This window comes from Escherichia sp. MOD1-EC5950, from assembly GCF_002965345.1.
GTDB lineage: Bacteria > Pseudomonadota > Gammaproteobacteria > Enterobacterales > Enterobacteriaceae > Escherichia > Escherichia marmotae.
On sequence record NZ_PTSR01000002.1, the window covers coordinates 402,644 to 428,427 of the forward strand.

A 25,784-nucleotide genomic window follows, 5' to 3' on the forward strand; every position below is an offset into this window, starting at 1 on the left:
CATGAAACGTTATTTATGCTGGATTGTAGCAGCAGAACTTCTCTTCGCTGCGGGCAATGTTCACGCCGTTGAGGTAGAAGTACCGGGATTGTTAACTGACCATACTGTTTCATCTATTGGGCACGATTTTTACCGTGCCTTTAGTGATAAATGGGAAAGTGACTACACCGGTAATTTAACGATTAATGAAAGACCCAGTGCACGATGGGGAAGCTGGATCACAATAACGGTGAATCAGGACGTTATTTTCCAGACATTTTTATTCCCGTTGAAAAGAGACTTCGAGAAAACTGTCGTCTTTGCACTGATACAAACTGAAGAAGCACTAAATCGTCGCCAGATAAATCAGGCGTTATTGGGTACGGGCGATTTGGCGCATGATGAATTCTAAATAAAAAATTTGTCAGGAGGCTGCAATGCGTGTCAAACATGCAGTAGTTCTACTCATGCTTATTTCTCCATTAAGTTGGGCTGGAACTATGACCTTTCAGTTCCGCAACCCAAACTTTGGTGGCAACCCGAATAACGGCGCTTTTTTATTAAATAGCGCCCAGGCACAGAACTCATATAAAGATCCCAGCTATAACGATGACTTTGGTATTGAAACACCATCGGCGCTGGATAACTTCACCCAGGCTATTCAGTCACAAATTTTAGGTGGCCTGCTGTCGAATATTAACACTGGCAAACCGGGCCGAATGGTGACTAACGAATATATTATCGATATTGCCAACCGCGATGGTCAATTGCAGTTGAACGTGACAGATCGTAAAACCGGACAAACTTCGACTATTGAAGTGTCGGGTTTACAAAATAACTCAACCGATTTTTAAGCCCCAGCTTCATAAGGAAATTAATCATGCAGCGCTTATTTGTTTTGGTTGCCGTCATGTTGCTGAGCGGATGCTTAACCGCCCCACCAAAAGAAGCCGCCAAGCCAACATTAATGCCTCGAGCCCAGAGCTATAAAGATTTGACCCATTTACCTGCACCAACGGGTAAGATCTTTGTTTCGGTATACAACATTCAGGACGAAACCGGGCAATTTAAAGCCTACCCGGCGAGTAACTTCTCCACTGCTGTTCCGCAAAGCGCCACCGCGATGCTGGTCACGGCATTGAAAGATTCTCGCTGGTTTATACCGCTGGAGCGTCAGGGCCTACAAAACCTGCTCAACGAACGCAAGATTATTCGTGCAGCACAGGAAAACGGTACTGTAGCGGTAAACAACCGAATCCCGCTTCAATCGCTGACCGCAGCCAATATCATGGTTGAAGGCTCAATTATTGGTTATGAAAGCAACGTCAAATCGGGCGGTGTTGGGGCGAGATACTTTGGTATTGGTGCAGACACGCAATACCAACTTGATCAGATCGCCGTGAACCTGCGCGTCGTCAATGTGAGTACCGGTGAGATCCTTTCTTCGGTGAACACCAGTAAGACAATCCTTTCCTATGAAGTCCAGGCGGGTGTCTTCCGCTTTATTGACTACCAACGGTTACTGGAAGGGGAAGTGGGTTATACCTCTAACGAGCCGGTTATGCTGTGCCTGATGTCAGCCATCGAAACAGGCGTTATCTTCCTGATTAACGACGGTATCGACCGTGGCCTGTGGGATTTGCAGAATAAAGCAGAACGGCAGAATGACATTCTGGTGAAATACCGCCACTTATCAGTACCGCCGGAATCCTGATACATAAAAAAGCTGGCTCTTTACTATTCAATCTAAAGCGTGAGTGCTCCTCACGCTTTATTTTTGACTTGTTGCTCTCGCTGAGCGGACTTAGCACCGCGCGCTGCCAGCCAAAGACCGCTGTTTTTCATCGCGTAGCCAAACACCAACCCAAGCGCCAGAGAGGGTAAAACCAGCTTCCAGTTCCCCTGCCCGGCAAACGTCGCACATGCGCCGATAAATGTACCAGGGACAAACGACAACAACAGATGTTTAGCCTGAATACACATCAGAAAAGCCACAATCCCCGTTATGACATAACCGAGAATTTCCAGATGTGGTGCCAGCGCACTACCGTGAATAATAACCATCGCCCACACCATGCCACTCAGCAACGTTGCAGCGGAGATTGCCAGTCCTTTCAAACCACCCTGTGGACAGGCAAAGTAGGCCGTGCAGCCCAGGAAACCCGCCCAGCTAAGTAAGCCAAGAGAAACAGCCACCCATCCCCAGATACCGGAGAGAATGCCTGTTGTGATTGCAATAGAGAGAAGTATGTTCATGCCGCGCATAATAGCAGAAAACGCGAAATTGAATGAGATCGAGCACACATTTTATGCAACGGCAAATTATAGATTGCAGTTATAAGTGACGTGAGTCACATTTATTCTTCTGACTGTTCCTCAAGTTCATCCCACATTGCGCTAATGGCATCGCGGGTCAGCGGTGCCATGGTACGCCAGAACGGCGTGGTCGCATGGGCCTCAACTTTACCGAGAAATGCGCCGCACCAGGGCAACAGATACTCGCTGAACAGTGTTTCCAGCGCTTCGCTTTCATCTTCTGTTGACTGATCTTCCAACCAGGAAGCTGCCAGCAATAAAGTACCGATATGATCCGCTGGCGTATCCGCTAACGGCATCCCGCGTTCGGAAAGAAAAGCACGCACTTCTGCTTCTGTGGCACCCTCAACCCAGGCGCTGCGATAAGGCGAAACTGCGCATTCATCTCCGACAAATAGTGCATTGTAATCGGCAGATACTTGCGCCATATCACAGCTTTTCTGCAAGCGCGCCAGTAATTCATCCTGTTCCAGCGGCCAGTTCGCCGCCAGTTTTCCTTCACGAATCAAGGTAAACAGCGGAACCAGTAAAGGGTCCTGCGGTTGGCGGTAATAGAGCGAACCCAGTACACGACACAGGATAGAAAACTCGTTCATTAATTTATTTCCGTTAATAACAATTAAAGATCAGCAAATTCTGCAATTGGTGCCATACCGCGAGATTCAAGGAAGTTCAGTAAGCGGCGCGGTGAAACATTCAGAATACGCTCTTGCGGAAAATCAACCGCGTCGAGGATTTTACGACACTCTGCAAAGTCCCCCATGGTAAACGCGGTGTGAGAATCCGATCCTAACGCGACCCAGCCACCGGCATCGCGCACCGCCGCAGCCACTGCACGGCAGTTTTCTTCACTGCCCTTACGCGAATGTAAGAATGAGGAATTATTAATTTCCAGCGCCACCTGATATTTAGCCGCTGCTTCGGCAACAGCGTTAAAATCTATGGAATATTTGGGGTTCCCCGGATGGCTTATAATATGCACATTACCACTGGCAATAGTCGCGATCATCGCTTGCGTGTTAGTGGCTTTATCATGTGGTGCAAAAACTGGTTCATGAAAACCAGCAATGATCAAATCCAGCGACTCAAACATTTTGCCGCTGCAGTCAATTTCACCATCAACGTTTTTGATGTTGGCTTCGATTCCACGCAGGATCCCTACCCCATCGACCACTCGCGGCCAGATACGCATATTAATGAAGTGCCAATGGTGCGGTGCATCTTCCATATCCGGGCCATGATCGGTGATCGCAAAAAGTTTAATGCCCTTCTGTTTGGCCTGGGCAATGTAATCACTTAATGTGCTATATGCATGCGTACTGGCAACGGTATGCATATGAAGGTCGACGGGATACATAACTCTCTCCTGTATTCAATTACCGCCAAGGATAGCAGGAATCCGGAAGCTTTATTAGTAGCCTCGAGCGCGATCGACCTGCCCGCTAGCCGTCTCCCCTCGTTCAAGTTGCGTAATGGTGCGTGCAATATACTCCACCGCTTCAGCAGGTCGGGTAATGGCTGCAACATGTGGTGTTATTGTCACACGTGGATGTTGCCAGAGCCGACTTTCCGACGGTAAGGGTTCACGATTAAAAACATCCAGCATCGCCGCTTTAACCTTACCGCTATCCAGCGCCGCGAGCAGGTCATCTTCTACTACATGAACGCCACGCGCCAGATTCAGGAGATACGCGCCATCCGGTAATTTTTCTAATAATTGTTGATTAATAATGCCGGCCGTTTCGGGGGTATTCGGTAGAAGATTAATCAATACGCGGCATTGGCTCAGAAATGCGTGCAACTCTTCGCTTCCGGCAAAGCTTTGAACACCAGACCAGGATTTACGAGTGCGACTCCAACAACGCAATGGAAAGCGCCAGGTTCGCAAACTCTGTGCGACTTTACTGCCCAATACACCAGCCCCCAGAATGCCGATAGTAAAATCTTCCCGGTGATATTCAGGCAGTGGTTGCCAAAGCGAAGCATTTTGTTGCTCGCGATAATCATCAAAGCGCCGAAACCAGTGCAACACCTGGCTCACTGCGTACTCCTGCATTTGCTCGCCCATACCGGTATCTTCCAGGCGAAAAAGCGGAATAGACGGTTTCAGCATTTCAGGGTGTGTCTGTAATTTACTCAAAATCGAATCAACACCAGCACCCAACGCGAACACCGCCTTAAGGTCACGCCCTGCCAGCATCCCGACCGGAGGATGCCAGACCAAAGCATAATCCGCAGGATGATTATCGCCGGTTTCCCATGCTCTGACTCTTGCATGTGGAAGCGATTTCCCCAGCGCATCAATCCACCATTGGGTATCAAACGTTGGGTGATAAAAGATGATATCCATACTGACTCCCGAAAAATCTGAGCGAAATTTATTCGCACTTATCGTTATGATCTACAAAGACCACCAGCATAACAAATCAGCGGTCGGTGGCAAAAAAAGCAGATTTCGCTTATTAAAACTGCATATTGATTGAAGTTTGAATAAACGCGCGATTTTTTTAAAAAGTTTGTTGACCTCAGGCCATGATTTCCCTAAATTAGCGCCCGTTCCAGCAAGACAGGAACAACAATTTGGTGAGGTGTCCGAGTGGCTGAAGGAGCACGCCTGGAAAGTGTGTATACGGCAACGTATCGGGGGTTCGAATCCCCCCCTCACCGCCATATTTTAAGAAGAGCTCGTACGAAAGTACGGGCTTTTTTTTCGCATATTGCATACACCGGGGGGGATGAGAAGCCCCGGCCGGGGTTCTCAGATTGTTGACACTGTGCGCTTTGTTCATGCCGGATGTGGCATGAACGTCTTATCCGCCCCACAAAATCTCGCAAATTCAATACATTGTGATTATCTTGTAGGTCTGATAAGCGTAGCGCATCAGGCATCTTACGTTTGTCATCAATCTCAAAGCCCGGCTCGCCCGGGCTTTGAACCAATAATACACTTAGCTGTAAGCATGTAGCGTTCGTTGGCAAAGTGCCGAACGTACGCAATCATCTTTGCCGAATCGGACAATCCCGATCATCTCATCTTCTTCAAAACGTTCCAGAGCGTCACTTAATCCGGATCGCACGCCGCGAGGTAAATCGCATTGCGTGATATCACCGTTGACGATAACCGTCACGTTTTCCCCGAGGCGGGTTAAAAACATTTTCATTTGCGCGGCAGTCACATTCTGCGCCTCGTCAAGAATGACAACTGCATTTTCAAAGGTACGTCCACGCATGTAGGCGAACGGCGCGATTTCCACCTTCCCTATTTCCGGTCGCAGGCAATACTGCATAAAGGAAGCCCCCAGGCGCCGGACAAGCACGTCATAGACCGGGCGAAAATAAGGAGCAAACTTTTCTGCAATATCCCCAGGTAAGAAGCCAAGATCTTCATCGGCCTGCAATACTGGACGGGTGACGATAATCCTGTCGACATCCTTATGAATCAGAGCCTCTGCCGCTTTTGCAGCACTGATCCAGGTTTTGCCGCACCCGGCTTCGCCAGTGGCAAATATAAGCTGCTTACTCTCAATAGCCTTCAGATAGTGCAATTGCGCTTCATTTCGCGCGGCGATTGGCGAAGTATCACGACTGTCGCGAGCCATGCCAATGGCTTCTACGCCGCTCATCTGCACAAGCGAGGTGACCGATTCTTCTTCACGCTGTTTATGGCTACGCGAATCCCGTCTCAGCACACGTTTTGCCTCGCGACGAGCTTTGATCACTGCTTTTTGTCTTCCCATGGAGAGCACCTTGAGTTGTTTGTATTCATCACACGCGCCGTTGGCAGCGCGATTATGCGCACGAACATCAGAGGGTTGGCTTCCTTGTAAGCCATAGTTTGCTTTTGGAAATAACACCGAAAACGGCTACGCGCACCGTTAAAGGCGTCGGTAACACGAATAAAGAAAGGAAGTGGATGAGAATGTAGAGTGACGCAGTTGCTACCGGAGGAGAAGTCTCCGCGTTTGGTCGAGCGTTGATTGTCAAAAACATGTCCAGTACAGGACGTTACCATCCGCGATCTCCATAGTGACTGACTATCACTGCCGGGAACTACCGCTGTTACATAATAAGTACAACAGATCTCTTATTCATTGCAACAATATATTTACTTATATTTAACTATAAACCACCATTTTGATGACATTAGCTTGTATCGCAAAGATGACAGTGTGATGACAAAAACGAGCAATTTGGGTCGATATTAGTGTGCTCTGTACCCTAACCGTAGGCATGATAAGACGCGCAAGCGTCGCATCAGGCATCAGAGCACGAACACCAGATGCGGCGTAAACAAACATTAAACCCGCAATAACGCGCTTCCCAGGTAATCGTTCGCATCCTTCACCCCCGGCAGCGCAAAAAAATACCCCCCGCCGATGGGTTTGACATATTCCTCCAGAGCCTCACCATTCAGCCTTTTTTGAACTGTCAGGAAGCCTTTTTCCAGATCGTGTTGGTAGCAGACAAACAAAAGCCCCATATCAAGTTGCCCGGAGTTGGTGACACCCAACGAATAACTGTAGCCGCGACGCAGCATCAGGCTGGACTCACTCTCTGGCGTGCGGGGATTCGCCAGCCGGATATGGCTGTCCAGCGCAATCACCTTCCCTTCAGGGTCACTGGCGTAATCCGGTACATCATGCTCATGCTGCATACCCAGCGGTGCACCGGTTTGTTTATCTCGACCAAAAATCGTCTGCTGCTCTTTCAGTGGTGTTCTGTCCCAAAACTCCACCCGAAACTGAATTAAACGCACGGCCTGGTAGCTGCCACCAATAGTCCAGGCTGGCTCCTGCTGATCTGCCGTTACCCACACCACTTTTTGCATCAGTTTCGTATTCTGGCTGTCGGGATTGGCGGTGCCATCTTTGAAGCCCAGCAAATTAATCGGCGTCTCTTTGCCTTTGCTACGCGCCGCATGATCGGAAATAAACCCTTCCCGTTTCCAGCGAACGCTGAGTAAATCTGGCGTGTGTTTAATGATATCGCGCAGCGCATGGATCACCGTGTCCTGGGTGTTAGCGCAAATCTGCAACAGCACATCACCATGACACAATGCTGCATCCAGCGAGTCGTTAGGGAAACGCGTCATCTTCTGCAACTTTTTCGGCATCTGCGACGCAAGGCCAAACCGCTCATCAAACAACGAATGCCCCACAGACAGTGTAATAGTGAGATTATCAGGCGCAATGTATCCGCCGAGAATGCCGGAATCGAGTGGCGGCAAGCGAGGATTGGGCGTTTCTGGTGCCACTCCGCCCTGAGTCAGAAAAGCAAACCGCTGAGTCAGCAAACGAAACAGCCGCTCAAGATCGGCTTTATCGCTGGCCAGCACATCAAACGCCACCAGCATCATTGCAGCTTGCTGTGGTGTCAGAATGCCCGCCTGATGCTCACCATAAAAAGGTTGTTTCTCATTGCGCGCTTCTGGCGAAAGCGTACCCGGCGCACTTTGCACTTTTTGCGCATGAGCGACCGGGCAACTCCCTGCCAGCGCCAGCGCGCCAATCCCTTTCAGTAAACGTCGGCGTGATGGTTCATTCACGCCGTTTTCATTTTTGTACTGCATAACGCTTAATCCAGTCCCAGCACACCGCGAAGTTGCGCCAGATCTTCTGCCAGCGCAGTAATCGACCCTTTCAGCGCGTTACGGTCGGCATCGGTCAGCTTATCGTAGGTTTCAAAACCGTCTTTAGTTCGATATTTCGCCAGAATGGTATCGACTTTTTTGAAGTTGGCGTCAACTTTCGCCAGCAGTTCTGGATTAGCTTTTTGTAATTGTGGACGCAGCAGATCGACAATTTTCTGAGAGCCTTCAATGTTTGCCTGGAAGTCCCACAGATCGGTATGGCTGTAGCGATCTTCTTCACCACTGATTTTGCTGGCTGCCACTTCTTCGATCAGCCCGGCTGCGCCACCAACGACTTTTGATGGCGGGAAAGCCAGTTCACTGATACGTTTTTGCAAATCGACCACATCGGTATAAAGCTGATCAGCGTACTTATCCATCCCTTTGGTGGTGTTGTCGCCAAACAGCGCTTTTTCCAGACGGTGGAAACCGGTGAATTTCGGGTCAGCCGCTTTTTGTTCGTAATCATCCTCACGCGCGTCAATGCTGCCATCCAGATCAGAGAACAGTTCAGCGATTGGTTCAATGCGCTCATAGTGCTGGCGCGTCGGGGCATACAGTGCTTTGGCTTTTTCGATATCACCTGCTTTGATGGCGTCGGTAAAGGCTTTGGTATCGGTAACCAGTTGCGCGGTTTCCGCCATGACATACGCTTTATATTCGGTAATTGCACCGCCAAGACTTAACAGCGCATCGCTTTGCGCCGCATCCGCCGTCGCCTCGCCTTTGACGATCAACTTCCCTTTCGGGTTAGTCAGCAGACCGCAGGTCATATCGTATTCACCTGGCTGTAAATTCGCCGTCATTTTCTGGCTAAAACCAGGGGCGATATTTTCCCGCTCTTCCACCACCATCACACCTTTGAGGATCTCCCACTCCAGTGCCTTCTGGCTGTGATTCTGAATAATGAACTGCGTTTTACCGGCGTTGACCGTAATGGTCATCGGTTCGCACTGTTTATCCGTCACAGTCACTTTGACCTGCGGAACATCAGCAGCGTTAGCCATAAAAGCGGTGGAGAAAAGCGCAGCCACGCTCAGGTACAGTGCGCTACGGCGGAAGTTAATGGTCATGACGAGACTATCCCTTTAAAGTATGTTGTAACTAAGTAAGAGTTTGCGTCGTATTCGTTACACGGAGCGAGACGCTGTCGTACCGGTACGTGGCGGCAGAGCAAACGCCACCAGCGCCGGGATGAGATAAATAAACCAGACGGCCACTTCGCTGACGCTGGGCGCTTCCTGATAACCAAAAATACCTTCCATCAGCGTACCGAACAGAGAGTGAGTTGAGAGCACCGCGCTCATATCGAAGGCGATTTCCTGGAAGTGGTTCCACAGTCCGGCTTCATGAAATGCGCGAATGGCACCAGCGGCCAGCCCTGCGGCGACGAAGAGGATAAACAGGCTCGTCCATTTGAAAAATGCGCCAAGATTCAGGCGAATCCCCCCCCAGTAGAGCAAGAAACCGAGCACTACGGCAGTAGCGAGACCAAGCATTGCGCCCAGCGGCGGCCAAATCCCGACATCCTGTTGAAATGCCGCCAGCAAGAAAAAGACCGACTCCAGCCCTTCCCTTGCAACGGCAAAAAAGACCATCATCACCAGCGCCCAGCCGTGATGGTTTCCGCGCTGCAATGCGCTATCGACCGCCTGTTCCAGTTGCACTTTGACGTTGCGCGACACTTTGCGCATCCAGAAAACCATCCAGGTGAGGGTCACCACGGCAATCACCGCCACGATACCTTCAAACAGTTCTTGTTCTTTTTGTGGGAATTCGCCGGTGGTTTCATTAATGAAGATGCCCAGTCCCAGGCACAACGCGGCGGCAAGCAACACGCCAATCCACATCACACCAATCCATCGGCCCCGCTGGGTACGCTTAAGATAGCTGGCAATCAAACTAACAATCAGCGCGGCTTCAAGTCCTTCGCGCAACATAATGAGAAACGGAACAAACATGCCACCCACCCTTAAACGTTTTTCTGAGTCAATCTATGCAAAGAAAAGTAAATCGCAGTGATAGCGATTATCATTACGGCGAAGGAAAACACAAGCGAAATGTAGTGATAATGATGATGAAATGTAAAAATACTTTGAAAGAAAACACAGAGGGCAATCACTGATTGCCCTCTGCCTGCTGCCTGTTATGTTTCGGTAAAACGCCTTCCCTTAGCTTTCCTGCAACCGTGACGGTGGCGCCGAATGATAATGCGCATCCGCTTCAGCAAAACGTTTTTGCATCGCCGCTGACGGTGCTTTACCCAGCAAACTGAACACCACAATCCCAATGCTGCCGAAGATAAAGCCCGGAATAATTTCGTACAGCCCCAGCCAGCCGAACTGTTTCCAGACGATAACCGTAAGCGCGCCAATAATCATCCCCGCCAGCGCACCGTTGCGCGTCATGCGTGACCACATTACCGAGAACAGCACGACCGGACCAAACGCCGCACCAAAACCTGCCCACGCGTAGCTCACCAGACCCAGCACGCGGTTTTCCGGGTTTGCCGCCAACGCAATGGCCACCAGCGCCACCACCAGCACCATCACGCGCCCAACCCACACCAGTTCTTTCTGGCTGGCATGTTTACGCAGAAACGCTTTGTACAGATCTTCGGTAATCGCACTGGAACATACCAGCAACTGACAGCTTAATGTTGACATCACCGCTGCCAGAATCGCTGACAACAGAATTCCGGCAATCCACGGATTAAACAGAATTTGCGCCAGTTCGATAAATACGCGTTCAGCATTCTGGTTTACCGCACCCGCTACCGCCGGATGATCATTAAAGTAAGCAATACCAAAGAAGCCGACAGCCACCGCTCCGGCCAGGCAGAGGATCATCCAGGTCATGCTGATACGACGCGCATGGACGATGCTATGGTGGGAATCCGCTGCCATAAAACGCGCCAGAATATGCGGCTGCCCGAAGTAGCCCAGCCCCCACCCCATCAGCGAGATAATGGCGACAAAGTTCAGGCCTTTGAGCATATCAACGTTTTCAATGCTCTTTTGTTTGATCACTTCCAGCGAGTCACCAAAACCACCGACGCTGATAATCACGATCACCGGAGTGAGGATCAGCGCAAAAATCATCAGGCTGGCCTGCACGGTATCGGTCCAGCTCACCGCGAGGAAACCGCCAATAAAGGTATAAAGGATGGTCGCCGCCGCACCTGCCCACAGAGCCGTTTCGTAACTCATGCCGAAGGTGCTTTCAAACAGACGTGCGCCAGCCACAATGCCCGAAGCACAATAAATAGTGAAAAACAGTAAAATAACCAGCGCGGAGATAATACGCAAAATACGGCTTTTATCTTCAAAGCGCCCGGTGAAATAGTCCGGCAGAGTTAAGGCGTTATTGTTGTATTCGGTATGAACACGCAACCGCCCGGCCACCAGTTTCCAGTTGATCCACGCGCCTAATGTCAGGCCAATGGCGATCCAGCTTTCTGAAATCCCGGAAAGAAATACCGCGCCCGGCAACCCCATTAATAACCAGCCGCTCATATCCGACGCACCCGCCGATAATGCCGTTACAAATGGGCCAAGACTGCGGCCACCCAAAATATAATCGTCAAAGTTTTTGGTTGATCGCCAGGCGATAAACCCAATCAATATCATGCCAAAGATATAGACACAAAACGTCACCAACATCGGTGTGCTAATAGCCATCTAAAGTCTCCAAAAAAATATTATCGGCAATGTCGAAACTTGCCGTTATATCTGCCACCGGAACGGGGTAACAGAGTTTATGTTTACCAGGGCGACCGTATCCTGCCGTAAGCGCTGGTTATTCACAATCGATTTAACACATCATTTACATCAATTTTTATTACCCAGCGATACTATTTTCCATCAGGTTGCACTCCCTCACATTTTTTGCGGTTGCACCTTTCAAAAATGTTAACTGCCGCAGAGAAAAAGTCTGCATTACTTTTTTAATTCCTGTCATAACGATTACTTTTATTAACATTTCATTCATTTTTAAGCTTGCTACGCAGGTCACATTTAACGCAGTTGCACAAAGTTGCAACATAATGGATATTTCACGATAACGTTAAGTTGCACCTTTCAGAACAACAGGAGTAATGGCATGGGAACCACCACTATGGGGGTTAAGCTGGACGACGCGACGCGTGAGCGTATTAAGTCTGCCGCGACACGTATCGATCGCACACCACACTGGTTAATTAAGCAGGCAATTTTTTCTTATCTCGAACAACTTGAAAACAGCGATACCTTGCCGGAGCTACCTGCGCTGCTTTCTGGCGCGGCCAATGAGAGCGATGAAGCACCGAATCCGGCAGATGAACCACACCAGCCTTTCCTCGATTTTGCCGAGCAAATTTTGCCGCAGTCGGTTTCCCGCGCCGCCATCACCGCCGCGTATCGCCGCCCGGAAACAGAAGCTGTTTCCATGTTACTGGAACAAGCTCGTCTGCCACAGCCGGTTGCTGAACAGGCACATAAACTGGCATATCAACTGGCGGATAAACTGCGTAACCAAAAAAACGCCAGTGGTCGCGCAGGCATGGTTCAGGGACTATTGCAGGAGTTTTCGCTGTCATCACAGGAAGGTGTAGCGCTGATGTGTCTGGCAGAAGCGTTACTGCGTATCCCCGATAAAGCCACCCGTGACGCCTTAATTCGCGACAAAATCAGCAATGGTAACTGGCAGTCACATATTGGTCGTAGCCCGTCGCTGTTTGTTAATGCCGCCACCTGGGGGCTACTTTTTACCGGTAAACTGGTTTCTACCCATAACGAAGCCAGCCTCTCCCGTTCGCTGAACCGCATTATCGGTAAGAGCGGTGAGCCACTGATCCGCAAAGGTGTGGATATGGCGATGCGTCTGATGGGTGAACAGTTCGTCACCGGCGAAACCATCGCGGAGGCGTTAGCCAATGCCCGTAAGCTGGAAGAGAAAGGTTTCCGTTACTCATACGATATGCTGGGCGAAGCCGCGCTAACCGCAGCGGACGCGCAGGCGTATATGGTCTCTTATCAGCAGGCTATCCACGCGATTGGTAAAGCCTCTAACGGACGCGGTATCTACGAAGGCCCGGGGATCTCAATTAAGCTCTCCGCCCTACACCCGCGTTACAGCCGCGCGCAGTATGACCGCGTGATGGACGAACTTTACCCGCGCCTGAAATCCCTGACGCTGCTGGCACGCCAGTACGATATTGGTATTAACATCGATGCCGAAGAGGCCGATCGTCTGGAGATCTCCCTCGATCTGCTGGAAAAACTCTGTTTCGAGCCAGAACTGGCAGGCTGGAACGGCATCGGTTTTGTTATTCAGGCTTATCAGAAACGCTGCCCGATGGTAATTGATTACCTGATTGATCTGGCGACCCGTAGCCGTCGCCGCCTGATGATTCGTCTGGTGAAAGGCGCGTACTGGGACAGTGAAATCAAGCGAGCACAGATGGACGGCCTTGAAGGCTATCCGGTTTATACCCGCAAGGTGTACACCGATGTTTCTTATCTCGCCTGTGCGAAAAAGCTGCTGGCGGTGCCGAATTTAATCTACCCGCAGTTCGCGACACACAACGCCCACACGCTGGCGGCGATTTATCAACTGGCGGGACAGAACTACTATCCGGGTCAGTATGAGTTCCAGTGCCTGCATGGTATGGGCGAGCCGCTGTATGAGCAGGTCACCGGGAAAGTTGCCGACGGCAAACTTAACCGTCCGTGTCGTATTTATGCGCCGGTTGGCACACATGAGACGCTGCTGGCGTATCTGGTGCGTCGTCTGCTGGAAAACGGTGCTAACACCTCGTTCGTTAACCGCATTGCCGACACCTCTCTGCCACTGGATGAACTGGTTGCCGATCCGGTCGCTGCCGTAGAAAAAATAGCGCAGCAGGAAGGGCAAACCGGATTACCGCATCCGAAAATTCCCCTGCCGCGCGATCTCTACGGTCACGGGCGCGACAACTCGGCAGGGTTAGATCTCGCCAACGAACACCGTCTGGCGTCACTCTCCTCTGCTCTGCTCAACAGTGCGCTGCAAAAGTGGCAGGCCTTGCCAATGCTGGAACAACCGGTTGCGGCAGGCGAAATGTCGCCCGTTATCAACCCGGCGGAACCGAAAGATATTGTGGGCTATGTGCGTGAAGCCACGCCACGTGAAGTGGACCAGGCACTGGAAAATGCCGTCAACAATGCGCCTATCTGGTTTGCCACCCCTCCGGCTGAACGCGCAGCGATTTTGCATCGCGCTGCCGTGCTAATGGAAAGTCAGATGCAGCAACTGATTGGTATTCTGGTGCGTGAAGCCGGAAAAACGTTCAGTAACGCCATTGCCGAAGTGCGTGAAGCCGTTGATTTTCTCCACTACTACGCCGGACAGGTACGTGATGATTTCGCTAACGAAACGCATCGTCCTTTAGGCCCCGTGGTATGTATCAGCCCGTGGAACTTCCCGCTGGCCATTTTCACCGGGCAAATTGCTGCCGCGCTGGCGGCAGGTAACAGCGTACTGGCAAAACCGGCGGAGCAAACGCCGCTGATTGCGGCGCAAGGGATCGCCATTTTGCTGGAAGCGGGTGTGCCGCCAGGCGTAGTACAATTGCTGCCAGGTCAGGGTGAAACCGTGGGCGCACAACTGACGGGGGATGATCGTGTGCGCGGGGTGATGTTCACCGGTTCAACCGAAGTCGCTACCTTGCTACAACGCAATATCGCCAGCCGTCTGGACGCTCAGGGTCGCCCTATTCCGCTTATCGCTGAAACCGGTGGGATGAACGCGATGATTGTCGATTCTTCAGCACTGACTGAACAAGTAGTAATAGATGTACTGGCCTCGGCGTTCGACAGCGCAGGCCAGCGTTGTTCGGCGCTACGCGTGCTGTGTTTGCAAGATGAGATTGCCGATCACACCTTGAAAATGCTGCGCGGCGCAATGGCCGAGTGCCGAATGGGCAATCCGGGTCGCCTGACCACCGATATCGGGCCGGTGATCGATAGCGAAGCGAAAGCGAATATTGAGCGTCATATTCAGACCATGCGCAGCAAAGGCCGTCCGGTATTTCAGACAGTGCGGGAAAACAGTGAAGATGCCCGTGAATGGCAAAGCGGCACTTTTGTCGCGCCGACGCTGATCGAACTGGATAGCTTTGCTGAATTGCAAAAAGAAGTCTTTGGCCCGGTGCTACATGTAGTGCGCTACAACCGTAATCAATTACCGGAGCTGATCGAGCAGATTAACGCTTCCGGCTATGGCCTGACGCTCGGTGTCCATACGCGTATTGATGAAACTATCGCCCAGGTCACTGGCTCGGCACATGTCGGCAACCTTTATGTTAACCGTAATATGGTTGGCGCAGTAGTTGGTGTGCAGCCGTTCGGCGGCGAAGGGTTGTCCGGTACAGGCCCGAAAGCGGGTGGTCCGCTCTATCTCTACCGTCTGCTGGCGCATCGCCCGGAAAGTGCACTGGCGGTGACGCTCGCACGTCAGGATGCAGAGTATCCGGTTGATGCCCAACTGAAAGCAGCATTAATTCAGCCACTGAATGCGCTGCGGGAATGGGCATCAAACCGAACAGAATTGCAGGCGTTATGTACGCAATATGGCGAGCTGGCACAGGCAGGAACACAGCGATTACTGCCAGGACCGACGGGTGAACGTAATACCTGGACGCTGCTGCCGCGTGAGCGCGTGCTGTGTATTGCGGATGATGAACAGGATGCATTAACCCAGCTTGCCGCCGTGCTGGCTGTGGGCAGCCAGGTGCTGTGGCCGGATGACGCGCTGCATCGTCAGTTAGTGAAGGCATTGCCATCGGCAGTCAGCGAACGTATTCAACTGGCGAAAGCGGAAAATATTACCGCTCAACCGTTTGATGCGGTGATCTTCCACGGTGATTCGGATCAGCTTCGGGCGTTGTGTGAAGCGGTTGCCGCACGGGACGGTGCGATTGTTTCGGTGCAGGGGTTTGCCCGTGGCGAAAGCAATATCCTGCTGGAACGGCTGTATATTGAACGCTCGCTGAGTGTGAATACCGCTGCCGCCGGAGGTAACGCCAGTTTGATGACGATCGGTTAAACAGGTAGCCGGAGGATGTCGCAACCTCCTCCGGCATCATTAACGTGGTCGGATCCCTTCAATAATGATCCGCTGCACGTTTTCAACCGTTTGATTGAAAAACACCTCATCGCGCAATGTCGCGCCCGTTACCGCCTCCACCTGGGGAGCGAAATCAGCGTAATGTTGGGTGGAAGCCCAAATCATAAAAATCAGATGCTGCGGGTCAATCGGAGCGAGTTTGCCGCTTTTGACCCAACCGGCAATCAGCGCCGATTTCTCATCAATTAACGCCTTCAGGTCGCCGGTCAGTTCATCCATCAACAGCGGCGCGCCAGCCAGCATCTCCATACAGAACAGGCGCGAAGCCTGCGGATAATCACGGGAAACTTCCAGCTTCAGCCGGATGTACTCTTTGATCGCCGCCAGCGGAGCGAAATCTTCACGAAACGCCTTTAACGGTGCCAGCCAGATATCCAGAATTTGCCGCAGCACGGCAATATACAGTGCCTCTTTCGACGGGAAGTAATACAGCAGATTGGTTTTTGAAACGCCCGCCAACTCTGCAATTTGCTCCAGTCTTGTGCCGTGAAAACCGAATTGTGAAAAAGTGTCCAGTGCCGCGCTAAGAATCGCTTTTTTCTTCGCGCTCACTGCGCGCGAACGTTTACCCGTTGTTTTCACTGCGCCTTGCGTCATGCGCTCTCCCCTCTTGTCGATGGGCAACAGGATAGCAAAATCAGCACAATGCCTCGACCATCAACATTCGCAATATGAATGGAATAAGCGAGAAGGTATTAACGTGAGGATATAAAGGAGAACACCAGAACGAAAAAACCGCCGGGGTTTCCGGCGGTGGTGGCTAATGACGCGCGTCAGACAAAAACGCATTCGTCATTGATTAAGCCCGGCTATTTGTCGCTTTTGCCGTGACTGCTTTTACCACCTTTTTTTCCTGCTTCAGATGCGCGCTGCGGGTCATTTTTGAAATTCCCCCCGCTGTGCTGTCCACCTTTTTTACCTGCTTCTGATGCTCTTTCGCGGTCTTCTGCAAAATTGCCGGAACCGCCTCGATGGTTTGCCATTACTGACCTCCGTCATCATAGTGCCCAGGATTAACGCGGCGTATGGCGGATGCCATATTTTCGCTACGTGGGACTAAGCTTAGTGAACTGACGCGGGTAAGCCTGCGTTTGGTAATATCCTGCAACAGCTTCTTAGCGAGAATAGATATCATTTCTGATAATCAGCCATAAGCCGCTCTTATGATTAAAAAAACGCTATGAGATAAAAATGTATCATTTTGCGACAAAATTACAGGCTTGTGAAAGTTGTTATAAATCAAATAAGTGGTTGTGAAATTTGCACTCTGAAAAGGACGTCTTATCTTTAAATGAGTGGTAGCGAATCGCTACGGAATAGAGATAACACGAGGAGTGGTTAGAAATGGCTAAAGTTCTGGTGCTTTATTATTCCATGTACGGACATATTGAAACGATGGCGCGTGCAGTCGCAGAAGGCGCAAGCAAAGTCGATGGCGCAGAAGTTGTCGTTAAGCGTGTACCGGAAACCATGCAGCCGCAATTATTCGAAAAAGCAGGCGGTAAACCGCAAACTGCGCCCGTTGCAACCCCGCAAGAACTGGCCGATTACGACGCCATCATTTTTGGTACGCCGACCCGCTTTGGCAATATGTCAGGGCAGATGCGTACCTTCCTGGATCAGACTGGCGGCCTGTGGGCTTCCGGTGCGCTGTACGGCAAACTGGCGAGCGTCTTTAGCTCTACCGGAACTGGCGGCGGTCAGGAACAAACCATTACTTCCACCTGGACGACCCTTGCGCATCACGGCATGGTGATTGTCCCCATTGGCTACGCAGCGCAGGAATTATTTGACGTCTCGCAGGTTCGCGGCGGAACGCCTTACGGCGCTACCACCATTGCAGGCGGTGACGGTTCGCGCCAGCCCAGCCAGGAAGAGTTGTCTATCGCACGTTACCAGGGGGAATATGTTGCTGGTCTGGCAGTCAAACTTAATGGCTAATCTTCAACAGGAGGATACGCATGCCAACTCAAGAAGCGAAAGCCCATCACGTGGGTGAATGGGCATCTCTGCGCAATACGTCGCCGGAAATAGCCGAGGCCATTTTTGAAGTCGCCGGGTATGACGAAAAAATGGCGGAAAAAATTTGGGAAGAAGGTAGCGATGAAGTGTTAGTCAAAGCCTTTGCCAAAACCGATAAAGATTCGCTTTTTTGGGGCGAACAGACCATCGAACGTAAAAACGTTTAATCCACAATTCCCCCGCTTCTCGCGGGGGAGTTTTCAAATTGTTGACAAAGTGCGCTTTGTTCATGTCGGATGCGGCGTGAACGCCTTATCCGACCTACATGATCGTGCAAATTCGATATAGTGCAATTCTCGGGTAGGCCTGATAAACGTAGCGCATCAGGCAATCTAACAGATATAGTGCAATTCTCAGGTAGGCCTGATAAGCGTAGCGCATCAGGCAATCTAACATTTGTCATCTGTCCCATACTCCCCCGCTTCTCGCGGGGGAGCTTTCTGTTATTTCACTGCCTCATTCAACACGCTATCAAACTTATCCATCGGGCAAAATCCGTTGGCATCTATCGGGCAGCCGGTAAGTTCCAGCGTCACGCGCTGAGCAGGTGCTTGCAGGGTTAAGGCGTCGGCATTACGCAACTGCTGCGAACTCTGGTACACATACTCGATTTTCATCAAATCACGATTGGCTTTGCTGTCATGCCAACGCTGGAAGACAATCTTGCCACCAATGGGCGTACGTTCATTCTGGTCATGCAGTTGATACGGTTTGAAATCCAGCGCAGTGAGTAGCGAGGCAATGTTAGAGTCGTGTCCTACCAACACCGTAATCTTCGGCGCACTGGCGCGATCGGTGACCAGGGCTTTGTCGATGTAGCTCACCAGCGGTTTCGCGACATTGCGCGCCACTTCCGGTGAAGTAAACAGGCTATCCTGGTAACCGTTTTTCAGTTTCGACAACACCTTCCTCTGTTGATCTGATTTGATCTCTCCCCAGGCCACCTGATCCATCGGGAAACCTTCGTAGTATTGCAAAGTAAACGCATCCACCAGCGAGTTGCCCACCTTCAACGGCCCGGAAACGCCCGGCTCTTGTTGATATTTCGCGCTAAAAGTATTTTTGCCATCCACCAGTGAACACTGCTGTTTTTCTTTACAAGCCGGAGAATCTTTATAGTTAACGATTTTTTCCAGTAGCTGGTAGCTGTCGGTAAGCTGGAGTTTACTCAACTCTTTTTCCATTGCTGCCACTGCCTGCTCGCTGAATGCAGTGGAATCATCGGTGATTACCGGGTTAAAGGTTGGGTCCATCGTGCCCATTTTTTCCTGATGATGAACAGGAATATCACACCCCGGGAATGCGCCAGTAATAAAGAACTGCGCAGTGGCGACGGTACGTTGCAGGCTGTTCGCGTAGGCGTAAACGGTGTCCGGTGGCGGACATTCGCCCGATTTCACCATCCCCTGCTCTGCCAGCCATTCACGCATGTAATGGCCCATATACACTTCCAGCACGCCGCCTTTGGTGGTGAGTTGCCCTCCGGGGACATCCCATTGCGGCCATTTATTCGGCGTGGACTGCTCAAGCACGCTGCCATTATTTGCCAGCGGCGCACGTAAGTTATGACGGCTCATGAGTAGCACTTGCTGTAGCTGATAGCCTTCCGGCACTGTCTGTGCCTGAGCATTCGAAGAGAGTAAAACCATTCCAGCCACGGCCGCAGCGATTAGCGTTTTTTTCATTCCCATCACCTCTTTAGTTATCAATCAATTAAGAGTGTGACAGAAATATGGCATTTTTCCGGGAACCGGTTCGCAATTTAGCAGATGACGAGGCGGGAAACCGTCAGGCGATAACGGACAGTAGCTGCACTATCGCCTGGTTTGTATCGTTAAACTAATATCTGAAACAGCACGGCAAAAAGAATGATATTGGCAATGACAATGGCCCAACCGTTATAAAGCATATATTTCAGGTGAGTAGATTGTGCCAGCCCCATTTGGCCAAACATATCTGATGAAGGGAAAGGCCCAAACCAGTCCACTTGCGATGAAGCTAACAATACCGCCGTTGTACCCTGTGGCGGTACACCTGCAGCCATCAACATCGGGCCAAATATTTTGTGCGTAAAAGTCATCTGAGCCACTGCGGCACCAGGCACATGACCGATAATGTTAAAGGCAAAAATACAGAAGCAAAGCCATGCCGGAGATATCCCGGTTAACAGGGGTTGGGTATATTCGAGCAACCCCTGATACGCCTGTAGGCTATCCATAAGTTCCAGAATCGGGTTATACAGCCAGTAGAGCAGAAACATCCACACCAGCCTGCCACACCCTTTATACAGCGCCTGCAAGATCCCGGTTGGACTTAACCCTCCCACCAGCCCGGTGACCAGAGCCACCAACAACATAACGATAATGGCAAAACTAAAACCTGCTTTTATCACTACGCCAATAACCGCCATAACAATAATGGTTGCTGCAAATGCCAGGGCGCTGAGCTTGCGACGGCGATCGCGTGCGGGATCTTCTTCTTCCTGCGTTTTCTCTGAAAGATCGACGTCGTAATGCAATTTTCCTTCCGTCATCTTCTGAATTCGCCCGGCCATGATCCAGCCTGCGAATAACGTCACGGCGCTCATTGGTAACCCGACGTACATCAGATATTGCGGATAAGTCAGGCCGCCGAGTTGTAAAATCGTCACTGTGCTGGGGGTAAAAGGCCCGGTAAACAATCCCACTGACCCCGCCGTCATCATCAGTGCCGCCACCGTGGGAGGTGTAAGCCGTACTGCTGCTGCCACAGGAATAATCACCGCAACAATAATGGCATTGCCACCCGCCATAGTGCCCAGCGCGCCACAGATGAGAATGGAAGAGATGACGATGCCAAATTTGACCCGTGTCTGGCTGGAAAGTCCGATCCGATGTACCACAAATTTGACCAGTTCAACGGCCGCTCCGGTACGTGTTGCCACTTCACCGACGCCTGCGCCAAGCATAATGATCAGTCCAACAGTGGCGATAAACGATCCTGTCGATTTTGCCAGCATGGTGCCCATTTCTGGTAAACCGGTGGAAGTCATTATCATCGCAATAATAATGGATGAAATAACCGCCAGAACAATATCGACGCCTATCAACGAGAGCACCGCTAACGCCACCAACGGTGTGAAACCCAGCAGTCCGAGTTCATTACCTGGACGCCCCTGACACCAGAACGCTGTCAATAAAAAAATAACCAACAGTAAGCCAATAATGACATTCTTTTTGGTGATATTTTGTCTGGTTAGCAAACCACCAGCGAGCATTGAGTCACTCATATAACTCCTTAACCCCATCGAATCGACCGTCAATATCAGCCGATGTATTTGGACAGCTCAGAAAATATCCCCCCTCGTTATTATTGTTGGCAAAATGCACTGAGGGTTTGTCCGGGTACTACAGGTATTATTCTGAGTTCGTAATTAACCCCTTTTAGGTGGGCAAATAACGCATTGTTACCAGAACAGGCGTTACAGATTAAATTTATGTTAACTTGGTGTTACCATGAAATGACTTTTTATCTATCGTCTATAACTCTGGGTTAACTCTTAATGAAACTGCGCCACCTGGAAATCTTCTATGCCGTGATGACATGCGGAACACTTTCACGTGCAGCGGAATCGCTGAATATTTCCCAACCGGCCGCCAGTAAAGCGTTAAAAAACGCTGAACAAAAACTCGGTTTTCAGCTCTTTCAGCGAGTTCGTGGCAAGCTTCTTCCAACCAGCGAAGCGATCACACTTTTTGAAAAAGCGCAGTCGATTTATAACGAACTCGATAACCTGCGACTGCTGGCCGATAACCTGACGCGAGATCCCCGAGCCAGAATAGCCCTGGGATGCCTGCCAAGCCTGGGATTAAGCCTGGTGCCCGAAATAGTCACTGCGTTTTACCAGCAGAATGCAAATCTGGTAATGACACTGACGACAGAGCACACTGAAACGTTGGTTAAAAAACTTGATCTGCGTGAGATTGATCTGGCCCTGACGCTACAGCCGATTCAACAGGGGGAGATTATGACGACACTGATAGCCGAAGTTCCGCTGGTTTATATCGACCGGGACTATCGCCGGGGCGCGGTAGAAATAGACAAGATTGACCAACAACGCTGGATTTCTCCTGGCCCACATTCCCTTTCCAATGCCATAGCCAAACGGCGTGATTTTTTGACAACGCGCCTGAATGTCCAGACCTATTACATGGCGACTGAATTTGTAAAACGAGGAATGGGATGCAGTATTACCGATATTTTCTCTGCCCGTCATAACCTCCCGGCAGAAACAATTCACCCCATCGAACCACCAATGAAAATTGATCTTTGTTTGCTACGTCGTGCCGACGTGTCACTTAGCCCCATTACACAAAAATTTGTTGATTTCCTCTGCCAGCAATTACGTCAGCAACTGCGAGCCATTAACCTTGAGTTATACCCTGAAAATAAAAAGTCAATTGCTCCTCAGGCCTAAATGTTTTGACATAACCCCAACGCATTTATTAGCGGTGGATATCTCAGGTGATGAAAAAACGCATTGTAGTTATTGGCGGCGGGGTCATTGGTCTGGCGACAGCATGGGTCCTGGTAAAACAGGGCCATCAGGTACAATTGTTAGAACGCAACAGCCAGGCAGGCGTCGCCACCAGTTTCGCTAACGGTGGGCAACTCAGTTATCGTTACGTTGCCCCTCTGGCGGATAAAGGCGTACCGATGCAGGGGCTTAAATGGATGGGGAAAAGTGACTCTCCACTGAATATGCGTTTGCGCATGTCATTAAGTCAGTGGCGCTGGTTGCTGGCGTTTTTACTGGCCTGCAATAACCGGACAAATAAACTCAATGGCGATCATATTTTACGCTTATCACTATTAAGTCGTCAGGTAATGGAAGCATGGTTGCTGGAGGATAATCTTGATGATTTCCACTGGCGCCGTTCTGGCAAACTGATTATTCATCGCCGCCAGCAAGATTTAGCCAAAGCGGCAAAAGGCATTAATCCGCATTTTCAACAGACTCTATTACGCGAAGAGTGCGTTCATCTTGAACCCGCACTAAAACATATTGGTAATTCCCTGTGCGGTGGTATTTATTCTCCCGGCGATGAAACGGCGGACTGCTATAAGTTCTGCCAGGCATTACTTGCCAAACTTAATGCCAGCGCGAATTTTTCGCTACAGACCGATTGTGAAGTTTTGCAGTTGAATAAAAAAGGTGAGCGCATAGTCTCCATTACCACCAGTACAGGAACGCTGATTGCTGATGATTATGTCGTTGCCGCCGGAAATGGCAGCACACATTTACTTACCGAAACCGGGATTCACGTACCGCTTTGCGGTCTGAAAGGTTACAGTCTGACACTCCCTTTCCCACAAAAAATGGGGATCGCACCGCAAATCAGTGTCACCGACTATGGTCATAAAATTGTCTATGCCCGACTCGGTGACCGGTTGCGTATCGCCGCCATGGTCGATATTGGCTATGACGGTAATGAACTGCGCCCTGAACGCATTGATGCCTTAAAACAGATCGTAGCCTCCAGTTTTCCGCAACTGCAAGGTATCGATGATGCCGAATTATGGACAGGTATGCGTCCATCCACTCCTGCGGGTCAGCCACTATTAGGACGGGCGAAGTATCAAAATCTCTGGATGAATCTTGGTCAGGGCAGTCTGGGCTTCACGCTGGCGGCAGGTAGTGCTGTGGTGTTAGGCGCTCTGCTGTCGGGCGAAGATCCTGCAATTTCACTTGATGGACTGACATGGAGCCAATCAGCTTGAATATCAAACGTAATAACCCACAGCCGCGTCTGGCCGCCAGCGTGGAATATAGCAACCTTGTTTTTCTCTCCGGCCAGACACCGAAAAGCAATACCCCAGACATCGCGCAACAAACGCGCGAAGTGCTGGAAAAAATCGACGAATTACTTGCAGCGGCTGGCAGTGATAAATTTCATATCTTATCCGCGCAGGTATGGATAAAAGATATCACCCGCGATTTTGCCGATTTCAACGACGTATGGGTTAGTTGGATACCAGAAGGATATAGCCCAGCCGTGCTGCCGTACAAGCTGAGATGGCTCGCCCGGAGATTCTGGTTGAAGTGATGGTCACGGCAGTAAAAGCAAGATAAGTTCCCCGTTTTCAGCCCCCTGGCAACGTAGTCATGGGGCATCCATGAAGGGTAAACGCCCCCCTCTTTTACCTGCCAACATTCAGGCTGAAAATATCATTTTTAGTTATGTTTCGTCACAGACCTACGATTTTTTCTGATTTCCCCTACACTTAACACTGATACCTTGTCAGGGGTTTCCCTTTGTCTGTATTGATTTACGCGAGATAACGCTATGGAATTAAAGGATTATTACGCCATCATGGGCGTGAAACCGACGGACGATCTCAAGACAATCAAGACCGCCTATCGTCGACTGGCCCGCAAATACCATCCTGATGTCAGCAAAGAACCCGATGCCGAAGCCCGCTTCAAAGAGGTCGCTGAAGCCTGGGAAGTATTAAGTGATGAACAACGTCGCGCTGAATATGATCAGATGTGGCAACATCGCAACGATCCGCAATTTAACCGTCAGTTCCAGCATGGTGACGGCCAGAGTTTCAACGCCGAAGATTTTGACGATATCTTCTCATCAATTTTCGGTCAGCATGCCCGTCAGAGCCGCCAGCGCCCGGCCACACGTGGCCACGACATTGAAATCGAAGTGGCGGTATTCCTTGAAGAAACGCTTACTGAGCATAAGCGTACCATCAGCTATAACCTGCCGGTTTATAACGCCTTTGGCATGATCGAACAGGAAATCCCGAAAACGCTGAATGTGAAGATCCCGGCGGGTGTCGGCAATGGTCAACGTATCCGCCTGAAAGGCCAGGGGACGCCGGGCGAAAACGGCGGTCCGAATGGCGATCTGTGGCTGGTGATTCATATTGCGCCACATCCGTTGTTTGATATTGTCGGTCAGGATCTGGAAATTGTGGTGCCGGTTAGCCCGTGGGAAGCGGCACTGGGAGCTAAAGTCACCGTTCCAACACTGAAAGAAAGCATTTTGCTGACCATCCCACCAGGCAGTCAGGCCGGACAACGATTGCGCGTTAAAGGTAAAGGTCTGGTCGGTAAAAAACAGACCGGCGACCTGTATGCGGTGCTGAAAATCGTCATGCCGCCGAAACCTGATGAAAACACTGCTGCGCTGTGGCAACAACTGGCAGACGCCCAGTCGTCTTTTGATCCACGTAAAGATTGGGGAAAGCATAATGGCTAACGTTACGGTGACTTTTACCATTACTGAATTTTGCCTGCATACCGGCATTTCTGAAGAGGAGTTGAATGAAATTGTCGGTTTAGGCGTAGTTGAACCGCGTGAGATTCAGGAAACGACCTGGGTGTTTGACGACCATGCCGCCATTGTGGTGCAACGCGCGGTACGTCTGCGTCAGGAACTGGCGCTTGACTGGCCGGGGATCGCGGTGGCGCTAACGTTAATGGATGATATCGCACATCTGAAACAGGAAAACCGCCTGCTGCGCCAACGGCTTTCCCGGTTTGTGGCTCATCCGTGAGTTTGTTGCCTGATGCGACGCTTAACGCGTCTTATCAGGCCTACAAAGATCACTGTTCCGTAGGTCGGATAAGGCGTTCACGCCGCATCCGGCGGCTGTGCCATAATGCCTGATGCGACGCTTAACGCGTCTTACCAGGCCT

General features: G+C 50.6%; 24 protein-coding genes, 1 tRNA gene and 1 pseudogene. 12 read left to right on the forward strand and 14 right to left on the reverse strand.

The genetic code is table 11. The annotated features are described in order from the left end of the window. The first annotated feature begins 1 nt into the window (after position 1). From csgE to csgG, 3 genes are read left to right on the forward strand one after another with little or no spacing between them, the layout of a single operon-like run. Entirely contained in the window at positions 2–391 is a 390-nt protein-coding gene (gene csgE / locus BEA93_RS04385; RefSeq protein WP_000833232.1) for a curli production assembly/transport protein CsgE, read from the forward strand. Between the two features lie 25 nt (positions 392–416). Further along, positions 417–833, forward strand: a complete 417-nt coding sequence (csgF, locus tag BEA93_RS04390; RefSeq protein ID WP_001264092.1) for a curli production assembly/transport protein CsgF — start codon at positions 417–419, stop codon at positions 831–833. 26 nt (positions 834–859) lie between these two features. Next, positions 860–1,693, forward strand: coding sequence for a curli production assembly/transport protein CsgG (gene csgG / locus BEA93_RS04395; protein ID WP_001189334.1), 834 nt, complete (start codon positions 860–862; stop codon positions 1,691–1,693). A 50-nt stretch (positions 1,694–1,743) separates the two neighbouring features. Here csgG and BEA93_RS04400 read toward each other — a convergent pair whose 3' ends face one another. From BEA93_RS04400 to ghrA, 4 genes are all read right to left on the reverse strand, one after another. Next, positions 1,744–2,235: a DUF1097 domain-containing protein gene (locus BEA93_RS04400; protein ID WP_010377210.1), complete on the reverse strand. Its 492-nt coding sequence runs from the start codon at positions 2,233–2,235 to the stop codon at positions 1,744–1,746. Between the two features lie 101 nt (positions 2,236–2,336). Continuing rightward, positions 2,337–2,891, reverse strand: a complete 555-nt coding sequence (gene ycdY / locus BEA93_RS04405; protein WP_001516162.1) for a molecular chaperone YcdY — start codon at positions 2,889–2,891, stop codon at positions 2,337–2,339. 23 nt (positions 2,892–2,914) lie between these two features. Further along, the gene (gene ycdX, locus BEA93_RS04410; RefSeq protein ID WP_000283676.1) at positions 2,915–3,652 is read right to left on the reverse strand and encodes a zinc-binding phosphatase; all 738 of its coding nucleotides are present in this window, start codon (positions 3,650–3,652) and stop codon (positions 2,915–2,917) included. 54 nt (positions 3,653–3,706) lie between these two features. Further along, positions 3,707–4,645, reverse strand: a complete 939-nt coding sequence (ghrA, locus tag BEA93_RS04415) for a glyoxylate/hydroxypyruvate reductase GhrA (RefSeq protein ID WP_016248581.1) — start codon at positions 4,643–4,645, stop codon at positions 3,707–3,709. Positions 4,646–4,877: 232 nt separating this feature from the next. Here ghrA and BEA93_RS04420 point away from each other — a divergent pair. Continuing rightward, a tRNA-Ser gene (locus BEA93_RS04420) sits at positions 4,878–4,965 on the forward strand. Positions 4,966–5,243: 278 nt separating this feature from the next. On the opposite strand, the gene phoH is transcribed toward BEA93_RS04420, so the two are convergent. From phoH to BEA93_RS25185, 6 genes are all read right to left on the reverse strand, one after another. After that, on the reverse strand, positions 5,244–6,032 hold the full coding sequence (phoH, locus tag BEA93_RS04430) for a phosphate starvation-inducible protein PhoH (RefSeq protein WP_000533531.1): 789 nt from the start codon (positions 6,030–6,032) through the stop codon (positions 5,244–5,246). Between the two features lie 560 nt (positions 6,033–6,592). After that, on the reverse strand, positions 6,593–7,864 hold the full coding sequence (gene efeB / locus BEA93_RS04435; RefSeq protein ID WP_016248580.1) for an iron uptake transporter deferrochelatase/peroxidase subunit: 1,272 nt from the start codon (positions 7,862–7,864) through the stop codon (positions 6,593–6,595). A 5-nt stretch (positions 7,865–7,869) separates the two neighbouring features. Next, complete coding sequence (gene efeO, locus BEA93_RS04440; RefSeq protein WP_105224279.1) at positions 7,870–8,997, reverse strand: iron uptake system protein EfeO; 1,128 nt, start codon at positions 8,995–8,997, stop codon at positions 7,870–7,872. A 57-nt stretch (positions 8,998–9,054) separates the two neighbouring features. Next, positions 9,055–9,885, reverse strand: coding sequence for an iron uptake transporter permease EfeU (gene efeU / locus BEA93_RS04445; RefSeq protein ID WP_105224278.1), 831 nt, complete (start codon positions 9,883–9,885; stop codon positions 9,055–9,057). Positions 9,886–10,095: 210 nt separating this feature from the next. Beyond that, positions 10,096–11,604 carry a sodium/proline symporter PutP gene (gene putP, locus BEA93_RS04450; protein WP_001018482.1) on the reverse strand — a complete coding sequence of 503 codons (1,509 nt, stop codon included), beginning with the start codon at positions 11,602–11,604 and terminating at the stop codon, positions 10,096–10,098. Between the two features lie 160 nt (positions 11,605–11,764). Further along, positions 11,765–11,968, reverse strand: coding sequence for a hypothetical protein (locus BEA93_RS25185; RefSeq protein WP_157942454.1), 204 nt, complete (start codon positions 11,966–11,968; stop codon positions 11,765–11,767). Between the two features lie 57 nt (positions 11,969–12,025). Here BEA93_RS25185 and putA point away from each other — a divergent pair, with 57 nt between their 5' ends. Beyond that, a complete protein-coding gene (gene putA / locus BEA93_RS04460; protein WP_105224276.1) occupies positions 12,026–15,988 on the forward strand; it encodes a trifunctional transcriptional regulator/proline dehydrogenase/L-glutamate gamma-semialdehyde dehydrogenase in 3,963 nt (1,320 codons plus the stop codon). A gap of 39 nt (positions 15,989–16,027) precedes the next feature. Here the strand turns inward: putA and rutR are convergent, their stop codons facing one another. After that, a complete protein-coding gene (gene rutR, locus BEA93_RS04465; protein WP_000191701.1) occupies positions 16,028–16,666 on the reverse strand; it encodes an HTH-type transcriptional regulator RutR in 639 nt (212 codons plus the stop codon). A 212-nt stretch (positions 16,667–16,878) separates the two neighbouring features. Further along, positions 16,879–17,052, reverse strand: a complete 174-nt coding sequence (locus BEA93_RS04470) for a general stress protein (protein WP_001273657.1) — start codon at positions 17,050–17,052, stop codon at positions 16,879–16,881. A 361-nt stretch (positions 17,053–17,413) separates the two neighbouring features. Between BEA93_RS04470 and wrbA the strand changes: the two genes are divergently transcribed. Together wrbA and BEA93_RS04485 are read left to right on the forward strand one after the other, a co-directional pair. Further along, positions 17,414–18,010: an NAD(P)H:quinone oxidoreductase gene (gene wrbA, locus BEA93_RS04480; protein WP_001151439.1), complete on the forward strand. Its 597-nt coding sequence runs from the start codon at positions 17,414–17,416 to the stop codon at positions 18,008–18,010. Between the two features lie 20 nt (positions 18,011–18,030). Further along, positions 18,031–18,258 carry a YccJ family protein gene (locus BEA93_RS04485; protein WP_001143120.1) on the forward strand — a complete coding sequence of 76 codons (228 nt, stop codon included), beginning with the start codon at positions 18,031–18,033 and terminating at the stop codon, positions 18,256–18,258. A gap of 276 nt (positions 18,259–18,534) precedes the next feature. On the opposite strand, the gene agp is transcribed toward BEA93_RS04485, so the two are convergent. Further along, entirely contained in the window at positions 18,535–19,776 is a 1,242-nt protein-coding gene (agp, locus tag BEA93_RS04490; RefSeq protein WP_105224275.1) for a bifunctional glucose-1-phosphatase/inositol phosphatase, read from the reverse strand. Between the two features lie 149 nt (positions 19,777–19,925). Then, on the reverse strand, positions 19,926–21,359 hold the full coding sequence (locus tag BEA93_RS04495) for a hypothetical protein (RefSeq protein WP_001285182.1): 1,434 nt from the start codon (positions 21,357–21,359) through the stop codon (positions 19,926–19,928). A gap of 273 nt (positions 21,360–21,632) precedes the next feature. On the opposite strand from BEA93_RS04495, the gene BEA93_RS04500 reads away from it, so the two are divergent. From BEA93_RS04500 to cbpM, 5 genes and pseudogenes are all read left to right on the forward strand, one after another. Further along, entirely contained in the window at positions 21,633–22,547 is a 915-nt protein-coding gene (locus BEA93_RS04500) for a LysR family transcriptional regulator (protein WP_105224274.1), read from the forward strand. A gap of 50 nt (positions 22,548–22,597) precedes the next feature. Next, positions 22,598–23,851, forward strand: a complete 1,254-nt coding sequence (locus BEA93_RS04505; RefSeq protein WP_105224273.1) for a D-amino acid dehydrogenase — start codon at positions 22,598–22,600, stop codon at positions 23,849–23,851. Next, positions 23,848–24,203: pseudogene (locus BEA93_RS04510) on the forward strand (RidA family protein). Before BEA93_RS04505 ends, BEA93_RS04510 begins: the two are co-directional and overlap by 4 nt. 214 nt (positions 24,204–24,417) lie before the next feature. Continuing rightward, the gene (cbpA, locus tag BEA93_RS04515; protein WP_085448880.1) at positions 24,418–25,344 is read left to right on the forward strand and encodes a curved DNA-binding protein; all 927 of its coding nucleotides are present in this window, start codon (positions 24,418–24,420) and stop codon (positions 25,342–25,344) included. Further along, on the forward strand, positions 25,337–25,642 hold the full coding sequence (gene cbpM, locus BEA93_RS04520; RefSeq protein WP_000024563.1) for a chaperone modulator CbpM: 306 nt from the start codon (positions 25,337–25,339) through the stop codon (positions 25,640–25,642). The genes cbpA and cbpM overlap by 8 nt, the downstream gene beginning before the upstream one ends. Positions 25,643–25,784: the final 142 nt, after the last annotated feature.

Excerpts from the sequence above, each read along its gene's own strand:
- rutR (WP_000191701.1), bottom strand. The coding sequence starts at position 16,666 with ATGACGCAAGGCGCAGTGAAAACAACGGGTAAACGTTCGCGCGCAGTG.
- BEA93_RS04500 (WP_105224274.1), top strand. The coding sequence starts at position 21,633 with ATGAAACTGCGCCACCTGGAAATCTTCTATGCCGTGATGACATGCGGA.
- cbpM (WP_000024563.1), top strand. The coding sequence starts at position 25,337 with ATGGCTAACGTTACGGTGACTTTTACCATTACTGAATTTTGCCTGCAT.
- BEA93_RS25185 (WP_157942454.1), bottom strand. The coding sequence starts at position 11,968 with ATGTTGCAACTTTGTGCAACTGCGTTAAATGTGACCTGCGTAGCAAGC.
- wrbA (WP_001151439.1), top strand. The coding sequence starts at position 17,414 with ATGGCTAAAGTTCTGGTGCTTTATTATTCCATGTACGGACATATTGAA.
- agp (WP_105224275.1), bottom strand. The coding sequence starts at position 19,776 with ATGAAAAAAACGCTAATCGCTGCGGCCGTGGCTGGAATGGTTTTACTC.
- putP (WP_001018482.1), bottom strand. The coding sequence starts at position 11,604 with ATGGCTATTAGCACACCGATGTTGGTGACGTTTTGTGTCTATATCTTT.
- csgE (WP_000833232.1), top strand. The coding sequence starts at position 2 with ATGAAACGTTATTTATGCTGGATTGTAGCAGCAGAACTTCTCTTCGCT.
- BEA93_RS04495 (WP_001285182.1), bottom strand. The coding sequence starts at position 21,359 with ATGAGTGACTCAATGCTCGCTGGTGGTTTGCTAACCAGACAAAATATC.
- BEA93_RS04470 (WP_001273657.1), bottom strand. The coding sequence starts at position 17,052 with ATGGCAAACCATCGAGGCGGTTCCGGCAATTTTGCAGAAGACCGCGAA.
- ghrA (WP_016248581.1), bottom strand. The coding sequence starts at position 4,645 with ATGGATATCATCTTTTATCACCCAACGTTTGATACCCAATGGTGGATT.
- efeO (WP_105224279.1), bottom strand. The coding sequence starts at position 8,997 with ATGACCATTAACTTCCGCCGTAGCGCACTGTACCTGAGCGTGGCTGCG.
- BEA93_RS04400 (WP_010377210.1), bottom strand. The coding sequence starts at position 2,235 with ATGAACATACTTCTCTCTATTGCAATCACAACAGGCATTCTCTCCGGT.
- putA (WP_105224276.1), top strand. The coding sequence starts at position 12,026 with ATGGGAACCACCACTATGGGGGTTAAGCTGGACGACGCGACGCGTGAG.
- cbpA (WP_085448880.1), top strand. The coding sequence starts at position 24,418 with ATGGAATTAAAGGATTATTACGCCATCATGGGCGTGAAACCGACGGAC.
- csgF (WP_001264092.1), top strand. The coding sequence starts at position 417 with ATGCGTGTCAAACATGCAGTAGTTCTACTCATGCTTATTTCTCCATTA.
- csgG (WP_001189334.1), top strand. The coding sequence starts at position 860 with ATGCAGCGCTTATTTGTTTTGGTTGCCGTCATGTTGCTGAGCGGATGC.
- ycdX (WP_000283676.1), bottom strand. The coding sequence starts at position 3,652 with ATGTATCCCGTCGACCTTCATATGCATACCGTTGCCAGTACGCATGCA.
- phoH (WP_000533531.1), bottom strand. The coding sequence starts at position 6,032 with ATGGGAAGACAAAAAGCAGTGATCAAAGCTCGTCGCGAGGCAAAACGT.
- efeU (WP_105224278.1), bottom strand. The coding sequence starts at position 9,885 with ATGTTTGTTCCGTTTCTCATTATGTTGCGCGAAGGACTTGAAGCCGCG.
- BEA93_RS04505 (WP_105224273.1), top strand. The coding sequence starts at position 22,598 with ATGAAAAAACGCATTGTAGTTATTGGCGGCGGGGTCATTGGTCTGGCG.
- ycdY (WP_001516162.1), bottom strand. The coding sequence starts at position 2,891 with ATGAACGAGTTTTCTATCCTGTGTCGTGTACTGGGTTCGCTCTATTAC.
- efeB (WP_016248580.1), bottom strand. The coding sequence starts at position 7,864 with ATGCAGTACAAAAATGAAAACGGCGTGAATGAACCATCACGCCGACGT.
- BEA93_RS04485 (WP_001143120.1), top strand. The coding sequence starts at position 18,031 with ATGCCAACTCAAGAAGCGAAAGCCCATCACGTGGGTGAATGGGCATCT.